Source organism: Glutamicibacter soli (assembly GCF_052322135.1).
GTDB lineage: Bacteria > Actinomycetota > Actinomycetes > Actinomycetales > Micrococcaceae > Glutamicibacter > Glutamicibacter soli.
Window position 1 is genome coordinate 376,879 of record NZ_CM125969.1, and the last position, 23,072, is coordinate 399,950.

Consider the following 23,072-nt stretch of genomic DNA (forward strand, 5'->3'; position numbering starts at 1 on the left):
ACCGCTGCTCAGGGGTGGCGCGATGATTCCCCGGCCAGCACCGAGCGGTAGCCTTCGCGGTACCCGGGGAATGCCAGCGTGAAGCCGGTGGACAGCAGCTTGGAGTTATCGATCCTGCGGTCCGCGGCGCGCCGGGCGGCGGGTTCGGCGGCCGCCGGGGGAATCGGCAGGTCCAGCTCGCCGGCCAGGAACGTGAAGATGTCCTCCAGCTGCGCCGGTTCGTTGTCGGTCACCAGATACAGCTGCTCGGCGAGGTCGCCCAGTTCCGCCACATGGACGATGGCCCGGGCCAGGTCGTCGCGGTGGATGCGGTTGGTCCAGTGCGATCCGAAAGGCAGCCGTGCGGTGCCGTTGCGCACCTGGGTGATCAGGTGGTTGCGTCCCGGGCCGTAGATGCCCGAAGCGCGCAGCACCGTCACCGGCAGTCCCGAATCGAGCAGTGCCTGCTCGGTGCGGGCCAGCACCACCGAGGTTTCGCGGTTGGGTTCCGAAGGAGTTGACTCGTCCACCCAGTCTCCGTGGTCTCCGCCGGAGACCGCCGAGGAGGAAACATAGATGATGCGCTCAAGCTGCGGCGCCTGCTCCTTGAGTGCGGCGACCAGCTTGCCGGCCACCTGCAGGTAGGCCCGCTCGTAGCCCGGCACGTCGCGGCTGGCAGGCACCGGGGTGAGCACCGCGATCCGGGTTTCCGGGTCGATCCGCGGCCAGGGCTCGTCGCCCTGCAAATCGACGTCCTGGCCGTGCAGCGGCGCGGGCAGCTTGGAGCTGTTCCGGCGCCATCCGGTCACCTCATGGCCGAGGGCGGCGAAGCGCAGCCCGGCTTCGGTGGCCACGTCGCCGCAGCTGATCAGCAGAATTTTCACGGTACTCCTTGGCTGGAACGGTGCGGGCTGCGGATGCCGCGCTCTCCCAGCGTAGGTGCAGCCGTGTGCCCTGGCCATTTCGGGCTTCACAAATAGTCGTCGGCACGGTGTCGATCAAACAGGGTACAATTCCAATTGTTCGAAAGTTTATGCGAATAAATTCTCCGTGGGATGGATCGAAGCAGGTGAGAAAGCGGTGGCAGATGCGCAGCCGTACGTGCCGGAAGGCGCCAGCCAGGGGCCCGTGCAAGCGGTCTCCGCGATGGGCTTTCCTTCCCCCGCCCGCGACTATTTCGACGGCGGATTCGACCTGAACCGCCTGCTGGTCAAGGACCGGGTATCCACCTTCATCATGCGCGTGGGCGGAGGATCCATGCAGTCCGCCGGAATCTACGACGGCGACGAGATCATCGTGGACCGCTCGATGCCGGTACGCCACAACTCCGTGGTGGTCCTGACGCTCAACGGCCAGCTGCTGGTGCGCCGCTGGCAGATCGACGGACAGCGGGTCGGGCTGCTGTGCGACGAGTCCACTCTGCCGGTGGTGCTCGCCGAGGGGGACGACGTGAGCGTCTTCGGAGTGGTCACGAGGTGCCTGCACCATGTTCGGTGACCACGTCGCGCTCGTCGACGTCAACAACTTCTACGTCTCCTGCGAGCGTGTTTTCGACCGTTCGCTGATGAACCGGCCGGTTGTGGTGCTCTCCAATAACGACGGCTGCGTGGTGGCCCGCTCCCAGGAGGCCAAGGACCTGGGCATCGGGACCGGCGAGCCGTTCTTCAAGGTGCAGCGCTACATGCAAACCCACAACCTCGCCGTGCGCTCAAGCAACTACGAACTCTACGGCGACATCTCGGCGCGGGTCATGGAATTGCTCGGCCGCTTCGGCACCTGGCATGAGGTGTACTCCATCGACGAATCATTCGTCGGACTTGAGGGCGGCCTGGAACAGGTGCGCACCACGGCCGCGCAGATCCGTTCGTCCATCGACCGCCTGATCGGGGTCCCGGTGTGTGTCGGGGTGTCCTCGACCAAGACGCTGGCCAAGTTCGCCAACCACGTCGCCAAGCACAATGCGAACCTCGGCGGGGTGTGCGTGCAGGACCTCATGGACCCGGACGTGCTCGCACGGATCAAGTCGCTGGTGCCGGCCACGGATGTCTGGGGCGTCGGGCGCAAGACCGGCGCCAAGCTGGCCGGCATGGGCATCGAATCCATTGCGGACCTCGAAGCAGCCGACCCGATGCTGATCCGGCGAAAATTCTCGGTGGTCCTGCAACGCACGGTGTTCGAGCTCAACGGGCAACGGTGCATCGGCCCGGTCGAGGAGCGCAGCGACAAGGGGCAGGTCATGTTCACCCGATCCTTCTCCTCCCCGGTGCGCACCCGCGAAGCCATGGAAGAAGTCATGTCCATCTACGCGCAGAAGGCCGCCGCGCGCCTGGCCAAGGAAGGCCGCTATGCGTCGCTGCTGACGGTGATGGCCGGGACCAGCCGCTTCGCCCAGGGGGAGGCCTCCTTCCCCAGCACCCAGGTGCGGTTGCCCAAGCCCACCCGCGACCCGATCCTGCTGACGCGTCTGGCCGTGGCCGCCATGAACGGGCTGATGCACACCGGCGTGGACTATGTGCGCGGCGGAGTCATCCTCTCCGGGCTGAGCGACTCCCCGGGCGAAGCGCAGCTGGACCTCTTCGGCCAGGGCGGGAATGATCCGGAGCACGAACCGGTGAACGTCTCGGGCGTGGTGCAGGACATCTCGGCGCGATTCGGGGCCAAGGCCATTGGCCTTGGACGCGCGGGGATCGCGCAGGCTCCGGCATGGTCGATGAAGCGGGAGCACATCTCCCAGCGCTACACCACCGAGTGGGACGAGCTGCCCCTGGTGAAGGCCTGAGATTCCCGGCCCGCCAAGCCAAGTTTCCTCGCAGGATCGAATGGAAGAATGTTCCCATGACACCTTGTACGCGCCGGCTTGTTTCGCTGGGTATGCTTTCCGTCCTGGTGCTGGGCGGCTGCAGCGCCGCCCAGCCCGGCAACCAGAACCCCACCCCCAGCGCGTCCGCAACGTCTGCACCGGGGGTGGGCAGCTCAGCGTCCGCAAGCCCGCAGCCGTCCTCCACTCCGACCGAAGGCCCGGAGCAGAGCTCAGCGCCATCCAGCCAGGGCACCGAGTCCTCGACGCCCGCTGGCGGATCCGGCGTGCGGGAGCAGGCCGAGGCGCTGGTTGATGAGATGACTCTGGATGACCAGGCGGCCAGCCTGGTGATGGCCGGTGTTCCAGCCACCGGCGCCGGCGCAGCGCAGATCGCCGCGCTGGAGGAGCAGGGTATCTCGAATGTCTTCCTGCGCGGACGCTCGCAGCTCTCGGTCTCCCAAACTGCGGCGCAGGTCCGGAAAATCACCGACGCCCTGGACCGGAATGTCCCGGGCAAGCTGCCGGTATGGGTGGCCACCGACCAGGAAGGCGGCTTCGTCCGAGTCCTGCAGGGCCCCGGGTTCACCGAACTGCCCACTGCGTTGACACAGGGTGCCTGGTCCCAGGCCACGCTGAAATCAAGGATGTCCGCCGTTGGCGGCGAACTGGCCGAGGCAGGCATCAACGTGAACCTGGCGCCAGTGGCCGATGTGGTTCCTTCCAGCATCGGCACGGCCAACGACCCGATCGGCTACTTCGGCCGCGAGTATGCGAACAACGCCGCGGATGCCGCCGCGGACGTGCTGACGATCAACCAGGCGCTGGCGGCCGAAGGTGTCCAGCCGGTGGTCAAGCACTTCCCGGGGCTGGGGCGAGTCACCGCGAATACCGACACCTCAAGCTCCGTCACTGACACATCGGTTGGCGCCGGGTCCCAGGATCTTGAGCCCTTCAAGGAAGCGATTGCGCAGGACCTGTCCTGGGTGATGGTTTCCAACGCCCGCTACACGCAGATCGATGGGAAGAACGACGCGCCATTTTCGTCCAAGGTGATCACCGGGTTGCTGCGCGACAAGCTGGGATACGACGGACTGGTCATCTCCGATGACCTGTGCGAGGCGGAACAGGTGTCGAGCGTTTCGGTGGGGCAGCGTGCGGTGAAATTCGTTGCGGCCGGCGGCACCGTGCCGCTGTGCGTGAATACTTCGGACGCCGTCACGATGGCCGCGGCGCTGGCTCGTGAAGCCAAATCCGACAAGCAGTTCGCTGCCCAGGTCCGCGAGGCGGCGGTGATGGTGCTGGAGGAGAAGCTGGAAGGAAAATAGCCAGACTGCACCTCGGGGGAATCGTTTTTAACAGGCGGCGGCCCGGACGACTTCTTACTCGCGAAGAAGCCGTCCGGGCCGGTCTATTGCTGGGACGCTGGCTGGGAGCCTGCGGTCCTAGCGGATTTTGAGCACCTGGGCACGTTCGCCCGACTCATTGTGCAGGTGCAGCAGCAGCGCCTTGGCATCCTTGGCGTTGCGGGCAACCGAGACTGGCAGGCGGGTGTCGTCCAGGTCGGTGAACAAGGTTCCGGTTGCGCCGAAGTCGACCTTCGGAGCGGTCACATTGAACTTGACCCATCCGGTCTCGTCAATCGGAACCATCGAACCCTCCTCGTTGGTGTTGTACCAGGAGTAGCTCGCCACGCGGTAGGAGATGTCCGACGACTTCTCGGTCAGGCCCAGAGCAGCCAGCGACACCGGGAGGATTGCCGTGTTGGTGTCGAAGCTGTTGGTGTCCACATCGCCCAGTACGCCGTTGACCGGCTGCAGGTCGACCTGCTGGAGGGTCTTCAAATCGAAGGTTGCCACCAGATCGAGATCGATCTCGTCGATCGCGGTGGTGAAGCTGACAAAGTCGGCCTCGCCATCGTTGTTGGTGTCGATCTCGACATCAAGCTCGGTTCCGCCGGCCAGGTGAGCCCAGTTGGCGTAGGTCGAAATACCGACATTCAGCAGACCGTCGGCGACACCGGTGCGCGGAGCTGTGGTCGAGGCACCGACGTGCTGCAGGTCCATCGACCGTGCGCCTGGAATGGCGTCCAGCGAGGACGGGCCGCGCTTGCTGCTAGCGCCCAGTTCAAAGGCTCCCATCAGGGAGAAGACTTGGCTTGGGCCCTGGCCCGCGATGACGTCATCACCCTTGAGCGAAAGTTCCAGAGCCGAATCGTGCTTGCCGTTCTTGACCTTCTTGACCTTGGCCGACATGTCGGCGACTAGCTTCGGAGCAGCCTGGACAGGCACGCGCAGGGTTGGCGCGGACTTGCTGGTCAGCTCTACGCGTCCGGTGGCGTCTGCCAGCCACGCGCGGTCGAGGCCCGACTGCTGGGCGTCCATGGTTGGATCCATGGTCTTGGCCCAACGCTTCGGATCAACCTGCAAGGTGACCTTGACCTTGGTGCTCTTGCCCGGGGCGACAGTCACCGAACGGCGGTCGAGGCTGTAGGTGGCACCCGGAATCTCGGTGGCAGGTACATACTTCACCGCGTAGGTCTGGGTCTTCTTGCTGGTGTTCTTCACCGTGATGTCGCGGCTGGCCTTGTACTTCTTCTTGCCCTCAAGCTCGACAACCCCGAAGACAACGCTGGTCAGATCCGAGTCCTTGGACGCGTAGGCGTAGGCCGGAGTGGAGATGGCCTTGTCTGCCATGACGCGGCCGGCGCCCACGCGGTTCGGACCGTAGACGTCGCCGTCGGCATCCTTGATGTCGGTGGCGGCGGTGTTCATCACGATGCTCTTGGCCTGGGCCGGCGTCAGATCCGTGTCCTCAAGCACCAGTGCTGCAATGCCGGCAACCAGCGGGGTGGCCATGGACGTACCGGACATGACGGCGACGCCGTTGCCGGTGCCCACGCCGACCGAACCGATCTGGGTACCCATGGCGGCGACATCCGGCTTCACGATGCCGTTGGACCCATGCACGCCTCGCGACGAGGACGAGTTCAAGGTATCGAGCACACCGGAAGGGCTGGAAGCCGCGCCGGCGAAGTCGGGGGAGAGGGTGACCTTCAGCGTTCCGGCCTCGGCGGCAGGGCGCAGCTTGGTGGAATTATCCAAGGTCAGCTGGGCGCCGGGGATGGTCGTGTTGCCGGCGATGCCGGCGTCGAAGACGTTGGCTTCGGAATCCAGCAGGACACCGGTGGCGCCTGCAGCCTCCGCGTTATTGAATCGAGCTGCGGAACCGCAGGGGAATTCGCCGTTTTCACTCCACTGCAGCCAGACCCACTTGCCCTTCAGCGAACCGGGCTCGAACGGGCTGCAACCGAAGGCGTTGGACGAGGGGGCCATAACAACTTCGCCGGTCAGCTCGGCAGGATCTGCGTTGGTGTAATTGAAGTTCGCAGAGTACTGGCCAGCCACGTCACCGGCGACATCTGCCGGGGCGTCGACGCGAATCTTGTCCATGGTGAGCTTCGAGCCGACCGAGTTTGCCACGGTGAGCGAGCTGCGGGAGTTGCCCGGCGAGCCGCCCACATCGGTGACGTCGCCGGCGTTGCCGGAGGCCACCACGGAGAGGATGCCTGCAGCCGACAGCGCATCGACGATGTCATTTTCCGGATCTTCCACTGGGGAGTGGTCCGAACCGAGGGACATGTTCACCACGTCGGCGCGGTCGGAGAAATCGCCGTCGCCGTTGGGATCAAGTACGTAGTCAAGTGCCTGGCCCACCACGTCGGATGAACCGGTGCAGCCGAAGACGCGGATGCCGATCAGCTGCGCCTCCGGGGCGGAACCGGGACCGACCTTCATGCCCATGACGTCGTCAGCCTTGAGCTTGGAGTAGTCGCCGGTGAAGGTGGTGCCGTCCGCGTTGACGCCGTACCCGGCTGCGGTGCCTGCCACGTGGGATCCGTGCCCGGCGAGTTCGCAGTCCAACGGGTTGGGATCAGGATTCGGGATCGGCTGGTAGTCGTCGGCATCCGGGTCGGCGTTGTAGTTGTCTCCGACCAGGTCCCAGCCGCCGATGAACTTCTTCGGGTCCAGCAGGCCAGAATCCGCAGCGGGAAGGCCCTTCGATGCCTGGGCTTGCTTGTAGCCCTCCAGGGTTCCGGGGCCGCCGAAGCTGGCGTGGGTGTAGTCGATGCCGGTGTCCAGCACCGCGATCTTCACCCCGTCACCGGTCTTGTCCAGTGCCGTCCACGACTCCAGCGCGCCGGTATCGATAACCGACCCGCGGTTGGATGGTTTCTTGGGAACAATGGCGCTGATCTTGGCGACATCCGTGCGCTCGGCCAGTGCCCGGAGCGCGTCTGCGTCACCGGTCAATGCCACGCCGCGCACGGCGTTGGACGTCGAGTAGATGACCTCGGAATCCGCCTGGGCGGCGAGCTCCTTGCCCTTCTGCTTGACCTCTGAGCGGATCTTCTTGACCTTGGCCGCATCCTTGGACTTGCCGGACTTCTTGACCTCCTGGAAGGCTCCGTCGCCTTCCAGCTGGACGAAGACCGAGACTTCTCCGCTGGCCTTGGCCAAGGGCTTGGAAACCTTGAGGTTTGAAAGGGTATCGCTGCGGGTGACGGACAGCGAAGCTGCCTCATCCCCGTCCGCAGGTTGTGGAATATTGACTGCGCTTGCCGGACCGCCGATGGTGACCGCCAATGCCAAAGCAGTGGCTGATCCCAGCAGCAGGCGCGGCAGTGTGCCAGTGCGCCGTGTGACCATGATTCTCCTAGCCGAGCTGGACAGCGGAAATGCTCCCGAGGCCGGGCGGCCGATACGACAAAGCGGTGCGTGCCATGATGATCGTCCAGGGGCCGACGTCCGCCGAAGCATCAAGCCCCTAGTCTGGAATCATAGGTGACGCACGCCATATATCAAGGGGATATTGAACAATTATTGCGGGCCCGGCGGGCGGCCTGAATCCGTCTTTCATATTCAGTTGGCGGAAATTTCAACGGAGAATCGCCGATAGGTCAACGTGCGAGAGCCAAAATTTTTAGATTATTCCGTTCCGGGGCACGCGGCCTGTGACGGAAAGTGCATCGGCAGGGGAGGCGACGCCGGCGGAACAAGGCATGTTTCCCTGCTCCGCCGGAGGCCAGCTAGACGCGTTGGATGAAGCTGTCCACGCGCTCATCGAGCTGGATGATGCGCTGCGCAACGACCGCCATGGGATCGGGATTGATGGGGTCCTTCGGCGGAGCGATGCGTACGTTGGCGGAGCATTCGAAACGGGTGCAGAGCAGGGTGCCCAACGTGTCCCCGTCGCGGCCGGCCTGGCCGGAGCGGCGGGTGGTGAACATTCCCACCGCGCACGGCAAGGTGACGTCGCGACACATCTCGCACATGGCGGCGCTGCCACCCTTGCGCGCGCCGTCGGTGGCGCGCAGCAGCAGGCCGCGGGTTTCCCCTGCGGTATTCGTATAGATCATGTAGCCGCGCTGCGGCATCTTGGGATCGCGCCATCCGAGGTATTCCAGCGACTCCCAGTCGAGGCTGTTGAAGTTTTCCGGCAGGGTGAGTTTTTTGGCTTCCTGGCGGCTGGCGTTGATGAAGCTGGCGCGGATGGTTTTTTCGGTCAATGGCTGCATGGTAATTCCTTGGAGGTTCCGTCCGGTGCCCGGCGGGAATGCCGGACGGCGCGCCAAAGGCGCTGAATAGTGGGAAGGATCGGGTCCCGTCTAAGGCGCGGAAACGATGCAGGGCAGCAAGGCATTGGCCGTCAACGCTGGAGTTGAAGCCGTGCTATTTGCCAGTTGCCCCGTCCGCCGCAGGGACGAACGGGCAGAGCGTCAAAGTGGCGTGCATCGCCGACCGCCCTTTCCCGTGCCCAGGCACGCAACAAATTGAGATACTTCAACCACTTTAGCAAGCCGGCCCGCTTGCCCCCAAGAACGTCTGGTCAGGTGGTTAAATACAGACGCCGAGGAGAACGGTGGTTTTCCTCGGCGTCGGCGGTTCCGCGTGCAGGGCGGACTAGCGGCGGCCGCCCTGCCACAGGGCGTCGAATGGAGTCTTGCCGGCGACGCGGTTGCGGATGCCTTCGGTGACGAATGTCTTCGCGGTGCGTGCAGCCTCAAGCGGGGTCGCGCCCTTGGCCAGTTCGGAGGTCACTGCGGCGGCCAGGGAGCAGCCGGCGCCGGAAACGGCGACTTCGCCGATCTTCTTCTCGCGCAGGATTTCGAGGGTCTCGCCGTCGTAGAACACGTCCACGGCGTCGTCGCCCGCGATGCGGACTCCGCCCTTGGCGAGCACCGCTGCGCCGGAGATTTCATGGATCTTCTTGGCCGCGGCCACCAGATCCTCTTCCGAGGTGATGGTCAGCCCCGAGAGCTGTTCGGCCTCGAAGTGGTTCGGGGTGACGAAGGTGGCCAGCGGCAGCAGGTTGGCCTTCAGCGCCTCGTCGGTGTCCAGGGCATGGCCTGGCTCCTGGCCCTTGCAGATCAGGACCGGATCCAGCAGGATATTGTCCCACTCCTGGGACTTCAGTGCGGTGGCGACGGTGTTGATCGTGGCAGGCGAACCCATCATGCCCAGCTTCACGGTGCCGAGCTTGCCTTCGTAGCAGGTCTGGATGGCTTCGAGCTGGTCGGCGATGACCTGCTGATCCACTGGCACGAAGCGGTGGTTCCAGGAATCCTTGGGGTCGAAGGACACGATGCAAGTCAGCGCGACGATGCCGTAGGTTCCCAGTTCCTGGAAGGTCTTCAGGTCGGCCTGGGCACCGGCGCCGCCGGTGGCCTCGGAGCCTGCGATGGTCAGGGTGAGCGCAGGGCTGCTTCCGGTGTTTGTATTAGTCATAGTCCCATGAATGGTTGTGCGTACTGGTGGTTACTTTTAGCCCTGTTGCCAGAAGCTGAGGTCGGTGGCCTTGGACCAGCCTTCGGCCAACGTTCCCGCATTTTCGCTGGACGCGACCAATAACAGCCATGGTATACCGTGCCCGTAGGCAGCTCCGGCAAAGTTCGCGAGAATCGCCCGGCGGGCGGTATCGGGGTCGCTGGGCGCATGCAGGTCGGGATCCGACAGCAGGCCGAAGTTGGAACCGTAGTGCATTCGGCCGCGGGCAACCGGGCGATCGAAGTCCGTGACCTCGACGACGTCGTAGTCGTTCATGGGGGCTTCGAACAATGCCGAGGTGTCGGGAAGTTTCACGACCTGTTCGACGTCCTCCGGCTTGCCTGCCAGCAGCGACATCTTCGCGGTTTCCTTCCAGCCTGCATCCTGCAGGCCTGCCGCGGTCTGTTCGTCGACAGGTCCGAGGAAGATCAGTCGCTGGGCATCGGCCGGAGCGGTCCAGGAGGCATCCGGCCAGTATCCGAGGACCTCGACATCTTCGCCGTCATGGTTAACCGAACGAATCTCGCCGGGAGTGGGAAACGAAGCGATGCGGTCCCGCAGGAGCGCGTACGCCTCGGTCCAGGCTGGCAATTCACGTCGTGTTCCGCTCATGTTGTATCGCACTCCTTCGAAGCCAGTGTCACCGGTTGTCACTTCCGACTTTACGCCCAAAACATGGCACCGCCAGAATGCGAACCGTGAACGTCCTGTGCGAGGCGTGGAGCTCCGCTGTCGCTTGCCGCGCAGGGGCCCGAATCAAGAAGCTTTGAAAACCTTCGGATCCGATGCTTGGCCTTCCTCTTGATCCCGAATCGAGTTTCCCGAATCCATGAGGGACAGGACATCTTCGAACAAAGAGCGCACCACCGGCAGCCTGCAGAGCACCGCGAACTTTGCGACCACGGGCGCGGCGTTGTTCATGAGCAGCATCGAGCGTCGCTGGTTGGCTGACTGGTCGTAGGCCCAGGCGGAGAACAGCTGCCGCGACAGGAGCCAGAGGAATTTCGGCAGATCCCTACGGATGCCCAATGGGGGCAGCGGCCGTGCGCCGGAAACGGCTTTTTCCCAGAGGGAGAATTCCACCGCGGAAAGTTCGTTGTCCATCAGATCCTGGGACAGCAGAACCTTCAGGAATGCGGGCCCGAACTCATGGTAGGGCTGCATGACATGCAGGCCCGAGGTGAAAACTGAACGGATGTTGCTTTCGAGTGTGTTTCCTTCATTGAGTGCGGCGTGGCATTGATCGAATTGCTCGGTGCGCAGATTCAGCAACAGCCGGGCGACGATGTCCTCCTTGGAGGAGAAGTAGTAGTAGGCGTGGGAAAGCGAGACCCCGGCGCGCGCGGCAATGACACGCATGCTGGAGGCTTTATACCCTTCGGCGGCAAAGCAGTCCAGCGCCGTGTGCAGGAGTTTGGCTTGGGTTTCCTGCCCTTTGAGCGTGCGCGGCTGAATGGTCATGTGGACGATTCTACCGAGTTTTTGAACGCGTTCAAAAACATGTCGAGTTCATGCGGAAGTAGGGGAGGCTCGTCACCAGGCTTCTTCGTACCTCGATTTCATGTTCCAAAGAAGTTCAAGTGAGATGTCTCTTTTGCAACTCTTGAATACGCGAATCATTGTTACTATGAAGTAGGTCACTCGGCGGGGCGTGCTGGTGCATGGGATACTTGCTGGGTAAGTGCTAATACAGCGGGACAGCATGCTGAACGCCCTGCGCATCTCGAACCACGTACCGTGGCGAGGCGGCATCGGCCAAGGGCGGTCCTGGCGAACCACTTTGACAAGGAAAATAATCATGGGCGAATCCAACGCCAAAACCACTCTGCCCCCATCTTCAAAGGCGGTTTTCGCCGCTGCGGGGTCCCCGTACTTCTCCACCGTTCTGACCCTGATGGGAGCGGTGGTCATCCTCTCGAACATCGGCGCTTCCAAGGGCGTCACCCTAGGCCCGCTGGTGACCGATGGCGGGTTCTTCCTGTTTCCACTGGCCTATATCCTCGGCGACGTCATTTCCGAGGTCTACGGGCTGAAGGCGGCGCGGCGGTCGATCATCACCACCTTCGTGCTCGCATTCTTCGCGGTGGCCTGCTTCTGGATCATGATCCAGCTGCCAGCCGCCGACTTCTACGACGGCCAAGAAGCCCTTGAGCGTACGCTCGGACCGATCTGGCAGATCGTTGCCGCCTCGGCCGCCGGTTTCCTGGTGGGCCAGCTGGCCAACTCGTGGGTGCTGGTCAAGCTCAAGGAACGCACGGGCGAACGCGGACTGGTCGCGCGCCTGATCGGTTCCAGCGGCGTCGGCGAGCTGCTGGACACCATCATCTTCTGCGCCATCGCAGCTCCGGTCATCGGCATTGCCGACGCCCCGACGTTCATCAACTACGTGGTGGTCGGTTTCCTCTACAAGACCGCCGTGGAGATTATTTTCGTCCCCGTCACCTCGTTGGTGATCCGCTGGTTCAAGAAGCGCGAGCCGGGATACGGGCGGCTGGCGGCCGGACAGGAGTAATCCTCCAAGTCATCATTTCGAGCGACTCCCTGCCGTGCTCGCGCTCGATACGCTGGGCAGATGGCGACAGAATCAGAGACCCGGACGCATCTGGAAGCCCGCGGACTGGTCATCGGCTATCCGGAGCGCACAATCTGCGGCCCCCTGAACCTGAAGATCGGCACCGGCGACGGGCTGGGAATCATCGGTTCCAACGGCAGCGGCAAATCCACTTTGCTGGCAACCCTGCTCGGACGCACCCCGGCCCAATCCGGTGAAACAGCGTTCCGCGGCCTGCCCCTGGACGAGGATTCGCTGGACTTCCGCCGGAACGTTGCCGTGCAGGTCAGCGACGGCGCGTTCTTCGAAGAACTGAGTGTCGCCGAGCACCTGGAAATGGTGGCACGGGGGCATTCGGTGCCCGGCTGGGAAAAGAAAGTCCAGAACGAGCTGGAGTTCTTCGAGCTCACGACGGTCGCCGGCCACCTTCCGGGGGAACTCTCCTCGGGACAACGGCGCAAGCTGCTGCTCGCCGCGACGCTGATCCGCCCGGCCGAGCTCCTGATCCTCGACGAGCCCGAACAGCGCCTGGACCTGAGGATCCGCCAGCAGTTCTACGAGCGGCTGGCCGGGCTGCGCCGCGAAGCGGTCAGCATCTTGGCGGTGACGCACGATCCTGCCATGCTGCGGCTGTGCCTGGACCAGGCGCTCCTGCTGGACGGCGACACCGGGGAATACCTGGAGTCCGAGCGCGGAGCGCAGTGGCTTGAACGCTAGTCCAGGCATGCCATCGGCCACCAGTTACGATCCGCGCGAGATCCTTCGACGTGTGCGTTCGGCGCGCAGTTTTTCCGAACGCTTCGACTCGTTCTCCGACATCTACGTCTGGGTGCTCGCCGCCATCGTGGCGCTGACCTATCTGGCCAGCGCCCTCTATGGAACGATCTTCGTGCTGCTGGGCGAAGGCGTGCCGCACCTGGAGCTGGCCAGCGCGCGGTGGAGCCTTGATGCGGTGGTGCTGTTCCTGCTGCCGGTGCTGCTGTTGTTGGTCTTCCGGCTCATGCTTTATCTCGGTCCCAACGCCGTGGGACCCCAGCAGGCCGACTGGTGGTTGCCCCTGCCGGCGGACCGCCGGGTGCTGCTGCTCCCGGCTTGGCGCCGTGCACTGGGGCTGGGCGCCGCTGCCGGCATTTTCCTCGGGCTGCTGTGGGTGCTGGCGCTCTTCGCGCTGACGGGTACCTGGTCCCCGCCGCTGCTGATGTGGGCAGTGGGCTTTTTCGCGCTGGCCGGGCTCGGCTCGGCGGCAGCGGCCGGAGTGCTTCAAGGCGCCGGACGCCAGCAGGCCGCGAGGCGGTTCTGCTCCGCAGGGCTGCGGGTGCTCGCCGCCAGTTATGTGCTGCTGTGGGCGTCGCAGCTGTTCGGGATGGGCGCAGCCGACGCCGGGCAGGTGGCCTGGCAGCAGTCGCTGCTGGAGGTCGGGCTCTGGATGATTTTGTGCAGCGGCGCCCTGGCCGCCGCCGTGCCATGCATTCTCTGGTCATCGCGGCGGCTTGCCGGAACCCCCGGGGCGGCGCTGCGCGAGGGCGGGCTGCGCCAGCAGCAGCTTGCCGGAGCGATCATGCAGGCCGATGCGCGCGGCGTGCAACTGGATGCTGGCCGCAGGCGGAACCGCGGCAGTGGCCGGCTTGCCCGCGGGCTGCCGGTGGCCCTAGCGGTTATCGTCCTGCGCTGCGTGCGCGGAGGCTACTGGAAGCCGGCGCTGGGGTTCAGCGCGGCGATCCTGGTGCTGCTGCTCAGTGTCCGCGCTGCGGCCAATCCGCTGGCACTGGCCGGGGCTCTGGCAATCCTGTTGGTGGTCCTGGGCACGAGCCTGGCCGAGGTGCTCCGGCCCACCGCCACCCATCCGGAGCTCGGGCTGATGATCGGGGTGGCCCGCAGCCAGATGGAGCGCGCAATGACCGTGGTCGCTGTGGGACTGTCGTTGGCGGTCCTGGGCTTCTGGAGTCTCGGGCTGTGGGGTATCGGAGCGCTGGCGGAGGCGACCTGGTGGGCTTGGGCCGCGGCCGTGCTGTTCGCCGCGCTGGGCCTGGCCTCGGCAGGCCTGGCGCACGCGCGGCGTGCGGAGCGCGACTGGGAAGAAATCTTCGCCGGAGCCGCGAATGAGATGTCCCTCGCGGTGGTGCTCATCCCGCAGGCCTGGACCCTGTTGCGCGCAGCCGCCTCGGGAGCTGCGCTGTATGTCCTGATCCTCGCCCCGGCGGCCGCCGTCCCGTGGGGGATCTGGGCGGTGTGCCTGCTCAGCGCCGCCCCGTCGCTTAAAAAGATCGCCGGGTGACGAACCCCGAATCCTGCGGAGGTTCGCCGCCCGGCGGGTGGTGCGCGGCTCCTACTTGGCAGGCTGCGCTACCGGCTGGCCTTGGGGATCCGGTGCGCCGGCGTAGTAGCTGGCCAGCACCCGCTCCTTGAGCTGGAAGAACGTTCCGTCCTCGATCGCCTGGCGGGCGGACTCGACCAGGCTCACGGTGAAGTGCTCGTTGTGGATCGAGATCAGCGTGTGGCTGAGCAGCTCCTTGGCCTTGTACAGGTGGTGGATGTAGGCGCGGGAGAAATTCTGGCAGGCGTAGCATTCGCAGCCGTCCACCAGCGGGGTGAAATCGCGCTTGTACCGTGCTCCGGAGAGGTTGAAGCGGCCCCACGGGGTGTAGAACGCGGAGTTGCGCGCGACGCGGGTCGGGGAGACGCAGTCGAAGGTGTCAGCGCCGTTCTCGATCGCGGTGAAGATGTCGTCCGGCTCGGAAATGCCCAGCAGGTGCCGCGGCTTGTCCTCGGGCAGCTCCTCGGCGCACCAGCCGACGATGGTTCCCAGGTTCTCCTTCTCCAGCGCGCCGCCGATGCCGAAGCCGTCGAATGCCATGGCGCCGAGATCCCGGCAGGCCTTGCGGCGCAGGTCTTCGTACTGCGCGCCCTGGATGACCCCGAACAGCGCCTGGTAGTCCTTGCCCTCGCGGGAATCGGTCAGCGAGAAGTGCTCGGCAATGCAGCGCTCGGCCCAGCGGCGGGTGCGCTCCAGCGACTCGACCTGGTAGCCGCGCGAATTCTGCAGCGTGGTCAGCTCGTCGAAGGCGAACATGATGTCCGCGCCGATCTGGTGCTGCACGCCCATGGAGATCTCGGGGGAGAAGCGGTGGCGGTTTCCGTCCAGGTGGGACTTGAACCAGACGCCGTCCTCGTCCACGTTGGCCAGGCGTTCCTTGCCCGGGGCGACCGCGTCGTCCGGGCCTGACTGGTCCACGGACTTCATGTCGATGACCTTCTTGAAACCCGAGCCCAGGCTCATCACTTGGAATCCGCCGGAGTCGGTGAAGGTCGGGCCGTCCCAGCCCATGAACTTGCCCAGACCGCCGGCCTCGTCCAGGATGTCGGCGCCCGGCTGCAGGTACAGGTGGTAGGCGTTGGACAGCACCGCCTGGGCGCCGAGCTGCTTGACGTGCTCGGGGGTCAGCGCCTTGACTGTCGCCTTGGTGCCGACGGCGATGAACGCAGGGGTCTTCACTTCGCCATGCGGCGTGCGGATCACGCCGGTGCGTCCGAGCATCGGGGTTCCGTCCTCGGCAGTCAGTCGGGTCCCGACTTCAAAGCCGAATTCTTGCTGGCGCGGGTGGGGGGCACTGGGATCAAAGTTCATATCGGGCACGTACCAAGTTTGCCGTATTAAAGAGCCGGTGAGTAAAACGACAGTGTGATCCGGCCCCGAAACCTAGGCTTTCACATGGGAAAGAGCGAATAATGGAGGCTGTCTTGTTGTGTGCAACGCGACGGAAGGAAGCTGTGGGTCTAGAGCAATTGAAAGAATCCGCGAAGTCATTGATCACGCTAGGCCCTGCCCGCAAGGACCACTGGATCGGCCTGCGTACCGCCGTCGGCGTTTTCGCCCCGCTGATCTTCCTGATGGCCATCGACCGCCTGGACCTGGTGGTGTTCGCGGTCTTCGGCGCCTTCGTCGGCGTCTACGGCCGGGTGGACGGCTACTGGAACCGCCTGCGCATGCAGGTGCGTTCAAGCGCGCTGCTGTTCGGCGTCATCGCCGCGGCGCTGGCCGCTTCCCACCTGTGGATCGCCCACGACCAGCCGGAGCTCAAGGCATGGCAAATCGTCGGCGCCACGACGCTGGTTGCGGGGCTCTGCTCGGTGCTCGCTGGATTCCTGCGGCTGCGTCCGGCCGGTTCGCTGTTCCACATCTTCGCGTTTGCCGCGATTGCCTCCATTTCCAACCCGGTCCCGGCCTGGCAGGGACTGCTGGTGGCGGTGCTGACCATGATGCTGGCGCTGGTGATCGGCGCGGCCGGAGCATTGGGCCAGTGGTCGAGCCTGTGGCAGCGCACGCCGCTGCCACCGCTGTCGGACAACGTCCGCTCCGCGATCTGGTGGGAAGGGCTGTTCTACATCCTGACCGCCGGCATCGCCGGAGCCCTGGCCAACATCGTGGGAAGTCGGCTGGAAGCCGGCCACAACTACTGGGCCATGGTGGCCGCGGTGGTGCCGCTGGTCGGGCACACCACCAAGCTCAGGATGCGCCGCGGCATCCACCGCGTGCTGGGAACCCTGGTCGGGCTGGTGCTCATGGCGCTGCTGATCGTGCTGAATCCGCCGTTGTGGCTGCTGCTGACGCTGATCGGATTCTTCCAGTTCATGGCCGAGATGCTGGTCATGCGCAACTACTTCATGGCGCAGATCTTCGTCACCCCGCTGGCGCTGGTGGGCGTCTCCGTGATGTCGGGACTGTCCACGGCGCTGCTCTACGACCGCATGGTGGAAACCGTGATCGGTTCCGTGGTCGGAATCCTCGGGGTGCTCCTAGGGAGCTGGTTTGGCGGGATCAAGCGGCGCCAGGCCGGCATCGACCCGCCAAACCCGGGCAAGCAGTTCTAGATATTCACTCCGACGTGGGCTAATGCCTGCCGAAGAATATTTTCGCGGCCTCCGGCGAACTCGCCCTGGATGTCGCTGCTCAGCGCTTCGGCAGGGGTGAGCCAGGTCAGTTCCAGCGCGTCCTGGCGTGGCGAGGACTCGCCGCGCACCGGCACGATATAGCACATGGAGACCGCATGTTGGCGGTCGTCGGTCAGCCCGGTTTCGCTGGGCGCCGGGAAGTACTCGGCCACGGTGAACGGCACCGGGGACGCCGGGAGCTGCGGCAGCACCATGGTGCCCAGATCCTTCTCGATGTGCCGGATCAATGCGGCACGGATCGTTTCGCGGTACATGACGCGTCCGGAGACGAAGGTGCGCAACATGCGCCCGTCGTTGTCCGCGGTCAGCAGCAGGCCGACCTCGTTGACGTAGCCCAGCGGGTCCAGGCGCACCGGAATGGCCTCGACGTACAGCATGGGAAGGCGCTGGCGGGCCTCGTAGAGATCTTCCTCAGAGAGCCATCCAGGGTAGGGATCAGGCGTGCGCACGTTCATGGTTCCATCTTGGTACACAAACACCTCTTAGGCCATGAATCTGTATCCGTGTTGCGCAACTCACCAATCTGCTGCGCCCGCGCCCTAGTATCGCGCCGAGGCGCTCTGTAGAATTGATTGGGCTATCCCAATCAGAATGCATCTGACCCTGGACCGGCCGACCATTCCCGCACTTCTCTTGGAAGCAGACCTGTTGTGTCACACGCTCCGGACCGCTTGAGCAAACAAAATTTCACGACGATTGCCGTGCTGATCGTCTCCAGCTTCGTTGTCATCCTCAATGAAACCATCATGAACGTGGCACTGCCCGTGCTGATGGAGGAATTCAACGTCACCGCCGACGCCATCCAGTGGCTCGCCACGATCTTCATGCTGACCATGGCGGTGGTCATCCCGACCACCGGATTCCTGCTGCAGCGGCTGAGCACCCGCAAGGTCTTCGTGCTGGCCATCGGCCTGTTCACCCTGGGCACCGTGCTGGCCGCGGTCTCCCCGGGCTTCTCCGTGCTGCTGGTCGCCCGCGTCATCCAGGCCTGCGGCACCGCGATCATGATGCCGTTGCTGATGACCACGATCCTCGACCTGGTGCCGCCGGCACGCCGCGGGGTGCTGATGGGCAACGTGTCGATCGTGATCTCGGTGGCCCCTGCCATCGGCCCGACCCTGTCCGGCATCATCCTGCAGTACCTGTCCTGGCGGTTCATGTTCATCGTGATCATCCCGATCGCCGTGGCGGCGCTGCTGATCGGCACCCCGCGCCTGTCCAACGAACCGGGCGACAACTCCGCGCCGCTGTCCATCCCGTCGCTGATCCTGGCCGTGCCGGGCTTCGGCGGCCTGGTCTACGGCCTGAGCGGCCTGTCGGCCGGCGTGACCCCGCTGGGCCTCGGGATCCTGGCGGTCTCGGTGCTGTGCCTGACCGCCTTTGTGTTGCTGCAGGTCAAGCTGCAGCACGGGGACAAGGCCCTGCTGGACCTGCGCTCGCTGACCTACCGCGACTTCACGCTGTCGCTGGCGCTGATGATGTGCGCGATGATCTCCCTGTTCGGCGTGATCATCCTGCTGCCGCTGTTCTTCACGACGGTGCTGGGCATCGAGACGCTGACCACCGGCCTGATCATGCTGCCCGGCGGCCTGCTCATGGGCCTGCTGGCCCCGCTGGTCGGCAAGCTCTACGACAAGGTCGGCGCCCGCCCGCTGATCGTTCCGGGCTCCATCATCCTGCTGGCGTCGCTGTTCGGCTACGCGCTGATCCTGAACGCCGCCACCCCGATCTGGCTGCTGGTTCTGCTGCACCTGGTCATGAGCCTGGGCCTGGCCTTCATCTTCACCCCGGCGTTCACCACCGCGCTGAACCCGCTGCCGCACCACCTGCACTCGCACGGCTCGGCGCTGCTCTCCACCCTGCAGCAGCTGGCCGGCGCCATGGGCACCGCGCTGATCGTCGGCGTGGTGGCCGCGTCCACCGCCTCGAAGATCGCCGCAGGCACGGACGTCGTCACCGCGACGGTTCAGGGCTTCAAGCCCGGCTTCCTGGTGGGCGCCGCGTGCAGCATCGGCATCCTGGTCATCGGGATCCTGCTGGGCGGCAAGAAGCAGGAGACCCAGCAGCCTTCCGACCAGGCTCCGGTGGCATCCCACTAGCCAGAGCGGAATTCTCCGGCTTTGCCGCGCAGCCCGGCACCCTCGTGGTGCCGGGCTTTTGCGTGCCAGCGGGCTCCCGGGCACCGGGATCCGGATCTTCACCTTTGCCCATGCGGGCGATAGGCTGACCGGAGATTCACGACTATCGAAGGGGTTTGCATGCAGCTACGGGATTCGGTCGCGCTGGTGACTGGCGGACTGTCCGGGTTGGGACGGGCCACGGCCCAGAAACTGGCTGCGCAGGCCAAGCACGTGGTGGTGCTGGACCTGCCGCGCGAGGACGGGGATGAAATCGCCGCGGCGATCGGCGCGAACGTGCGCTACGCCCCGGCGGACGTCACCAGTTCCGAGGAAGTGGCAGACGTGATGGAGCGCGTGCGCGAGCTGGGCCAGCTGCGGGTGCTGGTGAACTGCGCAGGGGTGGCAACCCCGGGCAAGGTGCTGGGACGCGAGGGCGTGCTGCCGCTGGAGAAGTTCGCCAAGGTGCTCCAGATCAATGTCAACGGCACGTTCAACGTGATCCGCCTGGGCGCCGAGCTGATGGCGCACAGCGAGTCGCTCATCGACGCGCAGGGCACCGCCGAGCGCGGGGTCATCATCAACACCGCCTCCGTGGCGGCCTTCGACGGGCAGATCGGGCAGCCGGCCTACGCCGCCTCCAAGGGCGCCGTGGCCGCAATGACGCTGCCGCTGGCCCGTGAGCTGGCGCAGCACCAGATCCGCGTCATGACCATCGCCCCGGGCATCTTCCAGACGCCGATGATGGCAGGGCTGCCGCAGGCGGCGCAGGATTCGCTCGGCGCGCAGGTGCCGCACCCTTCGCGGTTGGGCCGCCCGGAGGAGTACGCGGCCTTGGTGGAGCACATCGTGGCCAACCCGATGCTCAACGGGGAGACGATCCGTTTGGACGGCGCGATCCGCATGGCGCCGCGCTGAACCCGCGGCGCAGACGGGCCGGACTCAGAAATCCAGGGTCCGGCCCGCCTGCACCCGGTGCTCGGCGTGGCTGATCTGGAACCGCCGGTTCTCCGCGCAGACGAACACCACGATCGCCAGGAACACCCACAGCACGCAGGCCCACAGCGGGGTGGCGCCCAGCATCCAGCCCTGGGCCGCGGCAGCGGCCAGCGCCAGGCCGAACCCGCTGGCGAAGGCATGCCTGCCGCGTTCGGAGTGGGCGAACACCGCCGCCGGCACCGCGGCGGCCACCGCGACCAGCGACACCGCCAGCGCATGGCCCGGCTCGTTCCAGCCGGCGGCTGCGAACACCAGCTGCAGCGTGTAGACCAGGGCGAATCCGGCGAAGAAGCCCAGCGGCATGTCCGTGGCGATACGCTCGGTCCGGTTGCGGGCGGTATTCAGGTTCAGCTGGTGCACCCCGTACAGCGCGATCCCGGCGGCCGCCGCGGAGACCGCCGCGGCGGTCCAGGGCAGGAACCCGGAGGCGAGCGTCAGCGCGCAGCTCAGCAGGGCCGCGGCGCTCAGCGCATGGATGCCGGCGGCGCGCTGCCGGCGCGAGGAGAGCTGGGCGGGCAGGGCGCTGAAGGCGGCGCTGGCGATCAGCGCGATCCCGATGACCGGCCAGATCACCGCATGCACCAGCCCGGTATCCAGCAGGCTGGCCTGGGTGCGGGCATCCATCCCGGCGCCGAAGGCCAGCGAGGTGGCCAGCAGCAGCACCCCGGACAGGGCGAACAGCCCGGCGCGGACCTTGTCGAAGACTTCCACCGCGGGATTGGGCCGCAGGTCAGGGGCCGTATAGGGCAGCTCGAACGCAGGCCTGCGCGTGGACTCGGCGATGGCCCGCTGGGCGGAGCCCACCAGGGTGCGCAGCTGCATATTGGGCTGTGGCTCGGCCATGGCATACCATCCTTCGTCGGGCCCGTGCAGGGGTGTGCAACAGCCTAGGGTAAATATGCCGAGGTGAGAAGAGGCGCTAGGCGGCCGGGGCTTCGCGCAGGCTCTGCGCGGAACTGAAGCTGCGCGCGGCGCCGGTGATCGGGTCGGTGAAGGAAATGGTGTGCGCCAGCAGCTGCAGCGGGCGGTCGTAGTCGTCCGGCGCCAGGTCCCACAGCCGCGGGTAGAAGGCATCGTTGACGATGCCCAGGCCCAGCGAGGCGAGGTGGATGCGCAGCTGGTGGGTTTTGCCCGAATGCGGCTCCAGATCCATCAGCGCCACCTCGGTGCCCGCGTGGAATCCGGCGCTGCGGCCGATGGCCTCCACGCTGATCAGCGTCTGCGCGTTGGGCTCGCCGTCCTCGACGATCGAGCGCAGCTGGCCCTTCACCTTGGACATGCGGTTCTCGTAGGTCATCGGCATGCCAGCCAGCAGGGCGCGCAGTTCTTCGCTGGTGCGTTGCTGGCTGTGCTCCCCATTGGCCTGCAGCACCACGCCGGTCTCCAGCCCGTCGCCGGGGGCCAGCGCGACCACCGCCTTGTAGCGTTTGGCGATCTCGCGGCGCTCGAAGAGCATCTGGTAGGCGCCGCGGGTTTCCGGGTTGACGGCGAAGAGGATCACCCCGGCGGTGGCCCGGTCCAGCCGGTGCATCGGCACCAGATCGTCGATGCCGGTCTGGTTGCGCAGCCGCACCAGGGCGGATTCCTGGATGAACTTGCCGCCCGGAGTGGTGGGCAGGAAGTGCGGTTTGTCCACCACCAGCAGGTGCTCGTCCTGGTGGAGGATCTTGGCTTCGAAGGGGATCGGGATCTCCACCGGCAGCGAGCGGTAGTACCAGATGAACTCGTGCTCGCCCATAGGCGTCTGCCGGTCCAGCTTCACCCCGCCGATTCCCACGATCTCGCCGTCATCGAAGCGGCGCAGGATGCCCTCGGGGTCCACATGCCCGAACCGTTCGAGCAGATACTGGGCCACCGTATCCCATGGACCGGTGCGCGGCAGGTGCAGACGGGTGGCGTTGACGCCGTTGCGGACGGGGAGCGGAGATGCCATGGCCATGGCTCCCATTCTTTCATCTTTGCCCCGGGCCGTTGTCCTCATCAGTGCGCAGCCGGCTGGCAGGAAGGGCAGAAGTAGCAGTCTCGCTCCAGGCCCGAATCCTCGGCCGCGATCTTCAGCAGCTGGATCTTCGCGCCGCAGCGCAGGCAGGGCTTGCCGGCGCGCCCGTACACCCAGTAGGGCTCGCGGGTCCGGGCCAGGCCGGTGGTGACCCTGCGGGAACGCTCCTTGTTGACTTCCAGCAGGCGCTGCGACATCTCGATGACCTTCCCGAGGTCCACGACCTGTCCCACGGGCGTGAGTGGGTGCAGCCGGGTGAGGAACAGGACCTCGCAGCGGTAGATGTTGCCCACCCCCGCCATCAGCCGCTGGTCCAGCAGCGCCTCGCCGATCCCGCGGTGCGGCTGCGCCCGGAAATTCGCGGCCGCCGCCTGCGCGTCCCAGCCGGGCCCCAGCAGGTCCGGGCCCAGATGCCCGACCAGCTGCGCTTCCTCGGCAGTGGGCACGAGCTTGACCTGGGCGATGTCGAAGCCGACCGCCACGACGCCGTCGCAGGCGAGCACCACGCGTGCGGTGTGCGCCGGACGCTTGAAGCGGGCTCCCGGACCGTAGAGATCCCACCGCCCCTCCATGAGCAGGTGCGAATGCAGGGTCAGCGGCGGCTGGTTGAAGGCAGGTTCCGCCGTGGCGGGAGGCTGCAGCCGCATGAGCAGGTGCTTGCCGCGCGGGAGGACCTCGGACACCGTGTAGCCGGCCAGGTCCACCGTGGACAGTGCCGGGACCCGGAAGTCCGAACGCAGGATGCTCTTCCCGGCCAGCGCATGGTGCAGCCTTGCGGTGGCCCGGTAAACGGAATCGCCTTCCGGCATGGTGCATCTCCTTTGCTGCTGCCAGCCGCCGCGTACAGCGCGCT

20 protein-coding genes are annotated in these 23,072 nt (G+C 65.6%); 9 read left to right on the forward strand and 11 right to left on the reverse strand.

Going from position 1 to position 23,072, the window contains the following annotated elements:
* Positions 1-8: 8 nt before the first annotated feature.
* Positions 9-863, reverse strand: a complete 855-nt coding sequence (locus tag ACTX90_RS01835; protein WP_443442873.1) for an NAD-dependent epimerase/dehydratase family protein — start codon at positions 861-863, stop codon at positions 9-11.
* 196 nt (positions 864-1,059) lie between these two features.
* Here ACTX90_RS01835 and ACTX90_RS01840 point away from each other — a divergent pair, with 196 nt between their 5' ends.
* From ACTX90_RS01840 to ACTX90_RS01850, 3 genes are read left to right on the forward strand one after another with little or no spacing between them, the layout of a single operon-like run.
* Positions 1,060-1,476, forward strand: a complete 417-nt coding sequence (locus ACTX90_RS01840) for a LexA family protein (RefSeq protein ID WP_047118221.1) — start codon at positions 1,060-1,062, stop codon at positions 1,474-1,476.
* Positions 1,466-2,758, forward strand: coding sequence for a Y-family DNA polymerase (locus ACTX90_RS01845; RefSeq protein ID WP_443442875.1), 1,293 nt, complete (start codon positions 1,466-1,468; stop codon positions 2,756-2,758). The genes ACTX90_RS01840 and ACTX90_RS01845 overlap by 11 nt, the downstream gene beginning before the upstream one ends.
* Before the next feature lie 56 nt (positions 2,759-2,814).
* On the forward strand, positions 2,815-4,104 hold the full coding sequence (locus ACTX90_RS01850) for a glycoside hydrolase family 3 N-terminal domain-containing protein (RefSeq protein ID WP_443442877.1): 1,290 nt from the start codon (positions 2,815-2,817) through the stop codon (positions 4,102-4,104).
* Positions 4,105-4,221: 117 nt separating this feature from the next.
* Here ACTX90_RS01850 and ACTX90_RS01855 read toward each other — a convergent pair whose 3' ends face one another.
* From ACTX90_RS01855 to ACTX90_RS01875, 5 genes are all read right to left on the reverse strand, one after another.
* Entirely contained in the window at positions 4,222-7,485 is a 3,264-nt protein-coding gene (locus ACTX90_RS01855) for a S8 family serine peptidase (protein ID WP_443442879.1), read from the reverse strand.
* A 380-nt stretch (positions 7,486-7,865) separates the two neighbouring features.
* Positions 7,866-8,354 carry an FBP domain-containing protein gene (locus ACTX90_RS01860; RefSeq protein WP_047118042.1) on the reverse strand — a complete coding sequence of 163 codons (489 nt, stop codon included), beginning with the start codon at positions 8,352-8,354 and terminating at the stop codon, positions 7,866-7,868.
* Positions 8,355-8,739: 385 nt separating this feature from the next.
* Positions 8,740-9,564, reverse strand: coding sequence for a hydroxymethylpyrimidine/phosphomethylpyrimidine kinase (locus tag ACTX90_RS01865; protein ID WP_120991488.1), 825 nt, complete (start codon positions 9,562-9,564; stop codon positions 8,740-8,742).
* A 36-nt stretch (positions 9,565-9,600) separates the two neighbouring features.
* A complete protein-coding gene (locus ACTX90_RS01870) occupies positions 9,601-10,215 on the reverse strand; it encodes a hypothetical protein (RefSeq protein ID WP_147407293.1) in 615 nt (204 codons plus the stop codon).
* A 144-nt stretch (positions 10,216-10,359) separates the two neighbouring features.
* Positions 10,360-11,064 carry a TetR/AcrR family transcriptional regulator gene (locus ACTX90_RS01875; RefSeq protein WP_113607645.1) on the reverse strand — a complete coding sequence of 235 codons (705 nt, stop codon included), beginning with the start codon at positions 11,062-11,064 and terminating at the stop codon, positions 10,360-10,362.
* A 337-nt stretch (positions 11,065-11,401) separates the two neighbouring features.
* Between ACTX90_RS01875 and ACTX90_RS01880 the strand changes: the two genes are divergently transcribed.
* The 3 genes from ACTX90_RS01880 to ACTX90_RS01890 are packed head-to-tail and all read left to right on the forward strand — an operon-like array spanning position 11,402 to position 14,429.
* On the forward strand, positions 11,402-12,115 hold the full coding sequence (locus ACTX90_RS01880; RefSeq protein WP_047118037.1) for a queuosine precursor transporter: 714 nt from the start codon (positions 11,402-11,404) through the stop codon (positions 12,113-12,115).
* A 60-nt stretch (positions 12,116-12,175) separates the two neighbouring features.
* Complete coding sequence (locus ACTX90_RS01885) at positions 12,176-12,871, forward strand: ABC transporter ATP-binding protein (RefSeq protein ID WP_047118036.1); 696 nt, start codon at positions 12,176-12,178, stop codon at positions 12,869-12,871.
* 7 nt (positions 12,872-12,878) lie between these two features.
* On the forward strand, positions 12,879-14,429 hold the full coding sequence (locus ACTX90_RS01890; RefSeq protein WP_443442882.1) for a DUF6297 family protein: 1,551 nt from the start codon (positions 12,879-12,881) through the stop codon (positions 14,427-14,429).
* 51 nt (positions 14,430-14,480) lie between these two features.
* On the opposite strand, the gene tgt is transcribed toward ACTX90_RS01890, so the two are convergent.
* Positions 14,481-15,779, reverse strand: coding sequence for a tRNA guanosine(34) transglycosylase Tgt (gene tgt, locus ACTX90_RS01895; protein ID WP_047118034.1), 1,299 nt, complete (start codon positions 15,777-15,779; stop codon positions 14,481-14,483).
* Positions 15,780-15,958: 179 nt separating this feature from the next.
* On the opposite strand from tgt, the gene ACTX90_RS01900 reads away from it, so the two are divergent.
* The gene (locus tag ACTX90_RS01900) at positions 15,959-17,023 is read left to right on the forward strand and encodes an FUSC family protein (protein ID WP_443442884.1); all 1,065 of its coding nucleotides are present in this window, start codon (positions 15,959-15,961) and stop codon (positions 17,021-17,023) included.
* Here ACTX90_RS01900 and ACTX90_RS01905 read toward each other — a convergent pair.
* Complete coding sequence (locus tag ACTX90_RS01905) at positions 17,020-17,559, reverse strand: NUDIX hydrolase family protein (RefSeq protein WP_047118032.1); 540 nt, start codon at positions 17,557-17,559, stop codon at positions 17,020-17,022. The two genes, ACTX90_RS01900 and ACTX90_RS01905, sit on opposite strands and share 4 nt — an antisense overlap.
* A 216-nt stretch (positions 17,560-17,775) precedes the next feature.
* On the opposite strand from ACTX90_RS01905, the gene ACTX90_RS01910 reads away from it, so the two are divergent.
* The gene (locus tag ACTX90_RS01910; protein ID WP_231736008.1) at positions 17,776-19,203 is read left to right on the forward strand and encodes an MDR family MFS transporter; all 1,428 of its coding nucleotides are present in this window, start codon (positions 17,776-17,778) and stop codon (positions 19,201-19,203) included.
* Between the two features lie 159 nt (positions 19,204-19,362).
* Entirely contained in the window at positions 19,363-20,139 is a 777-nt protein-coding gene (locus tag ACTX90_RS01915) for an SDR family NAD(P)-dependent oxidoreductase (protein WP_047118030.1), read from the forward strand.
* Between the two features lie 24 nt (positions 20,140-20,163).
* Here the strand turns inward: ACTX90_RS01915 and ACTX90_RS01920 are convergent, their stop codons facing one another.
* The 3 genes from ACTX90_RS01920 to ACTX90_RS01930 all read right to left on the reverse strand — a co-directional run bounded on the left by ACTX90_RS01920 (position 20,164) and on the right by ACTX90_RS01930 (position 23,028).
* Positions 20,164-21,063, reverse strand: a complete 900-nt coding sequence (locus ACTX90_RS01920; protein ID WP_053797299.1) for a hypothetical protein — start codon at positions 21,061-21,063, stop codon at positions 20,164-20,166.
* Positions 21,064-21,139: 76 nt separating this feature from the next.
* Positions 21,140-22,153, reverse strand: coding sequence for a pseudouridine synthase (locus ACTX90_RS01925; RefSeq protein WP_047118220.1), 1,014 nt, complete (start codon positions 22,151-22,153; stop codon positions 21,140-21,142).
* A gap of 47 nt (positions 22,154-22,200) precedes the next feature.
* Positions 22,201-23,028, reverse strand: a complete 828-nt coding sequence (locus tag ACTX90_RS01930) for a DNA-formamidopyrimidine glycosylase family protein (protein WP_047118028.1) — start codon at positions 23,026-23,028, stop codon at positions 22,201-22,203.
* Positions 23,029-23,072 lie beyond the last annotated feature (44 nt).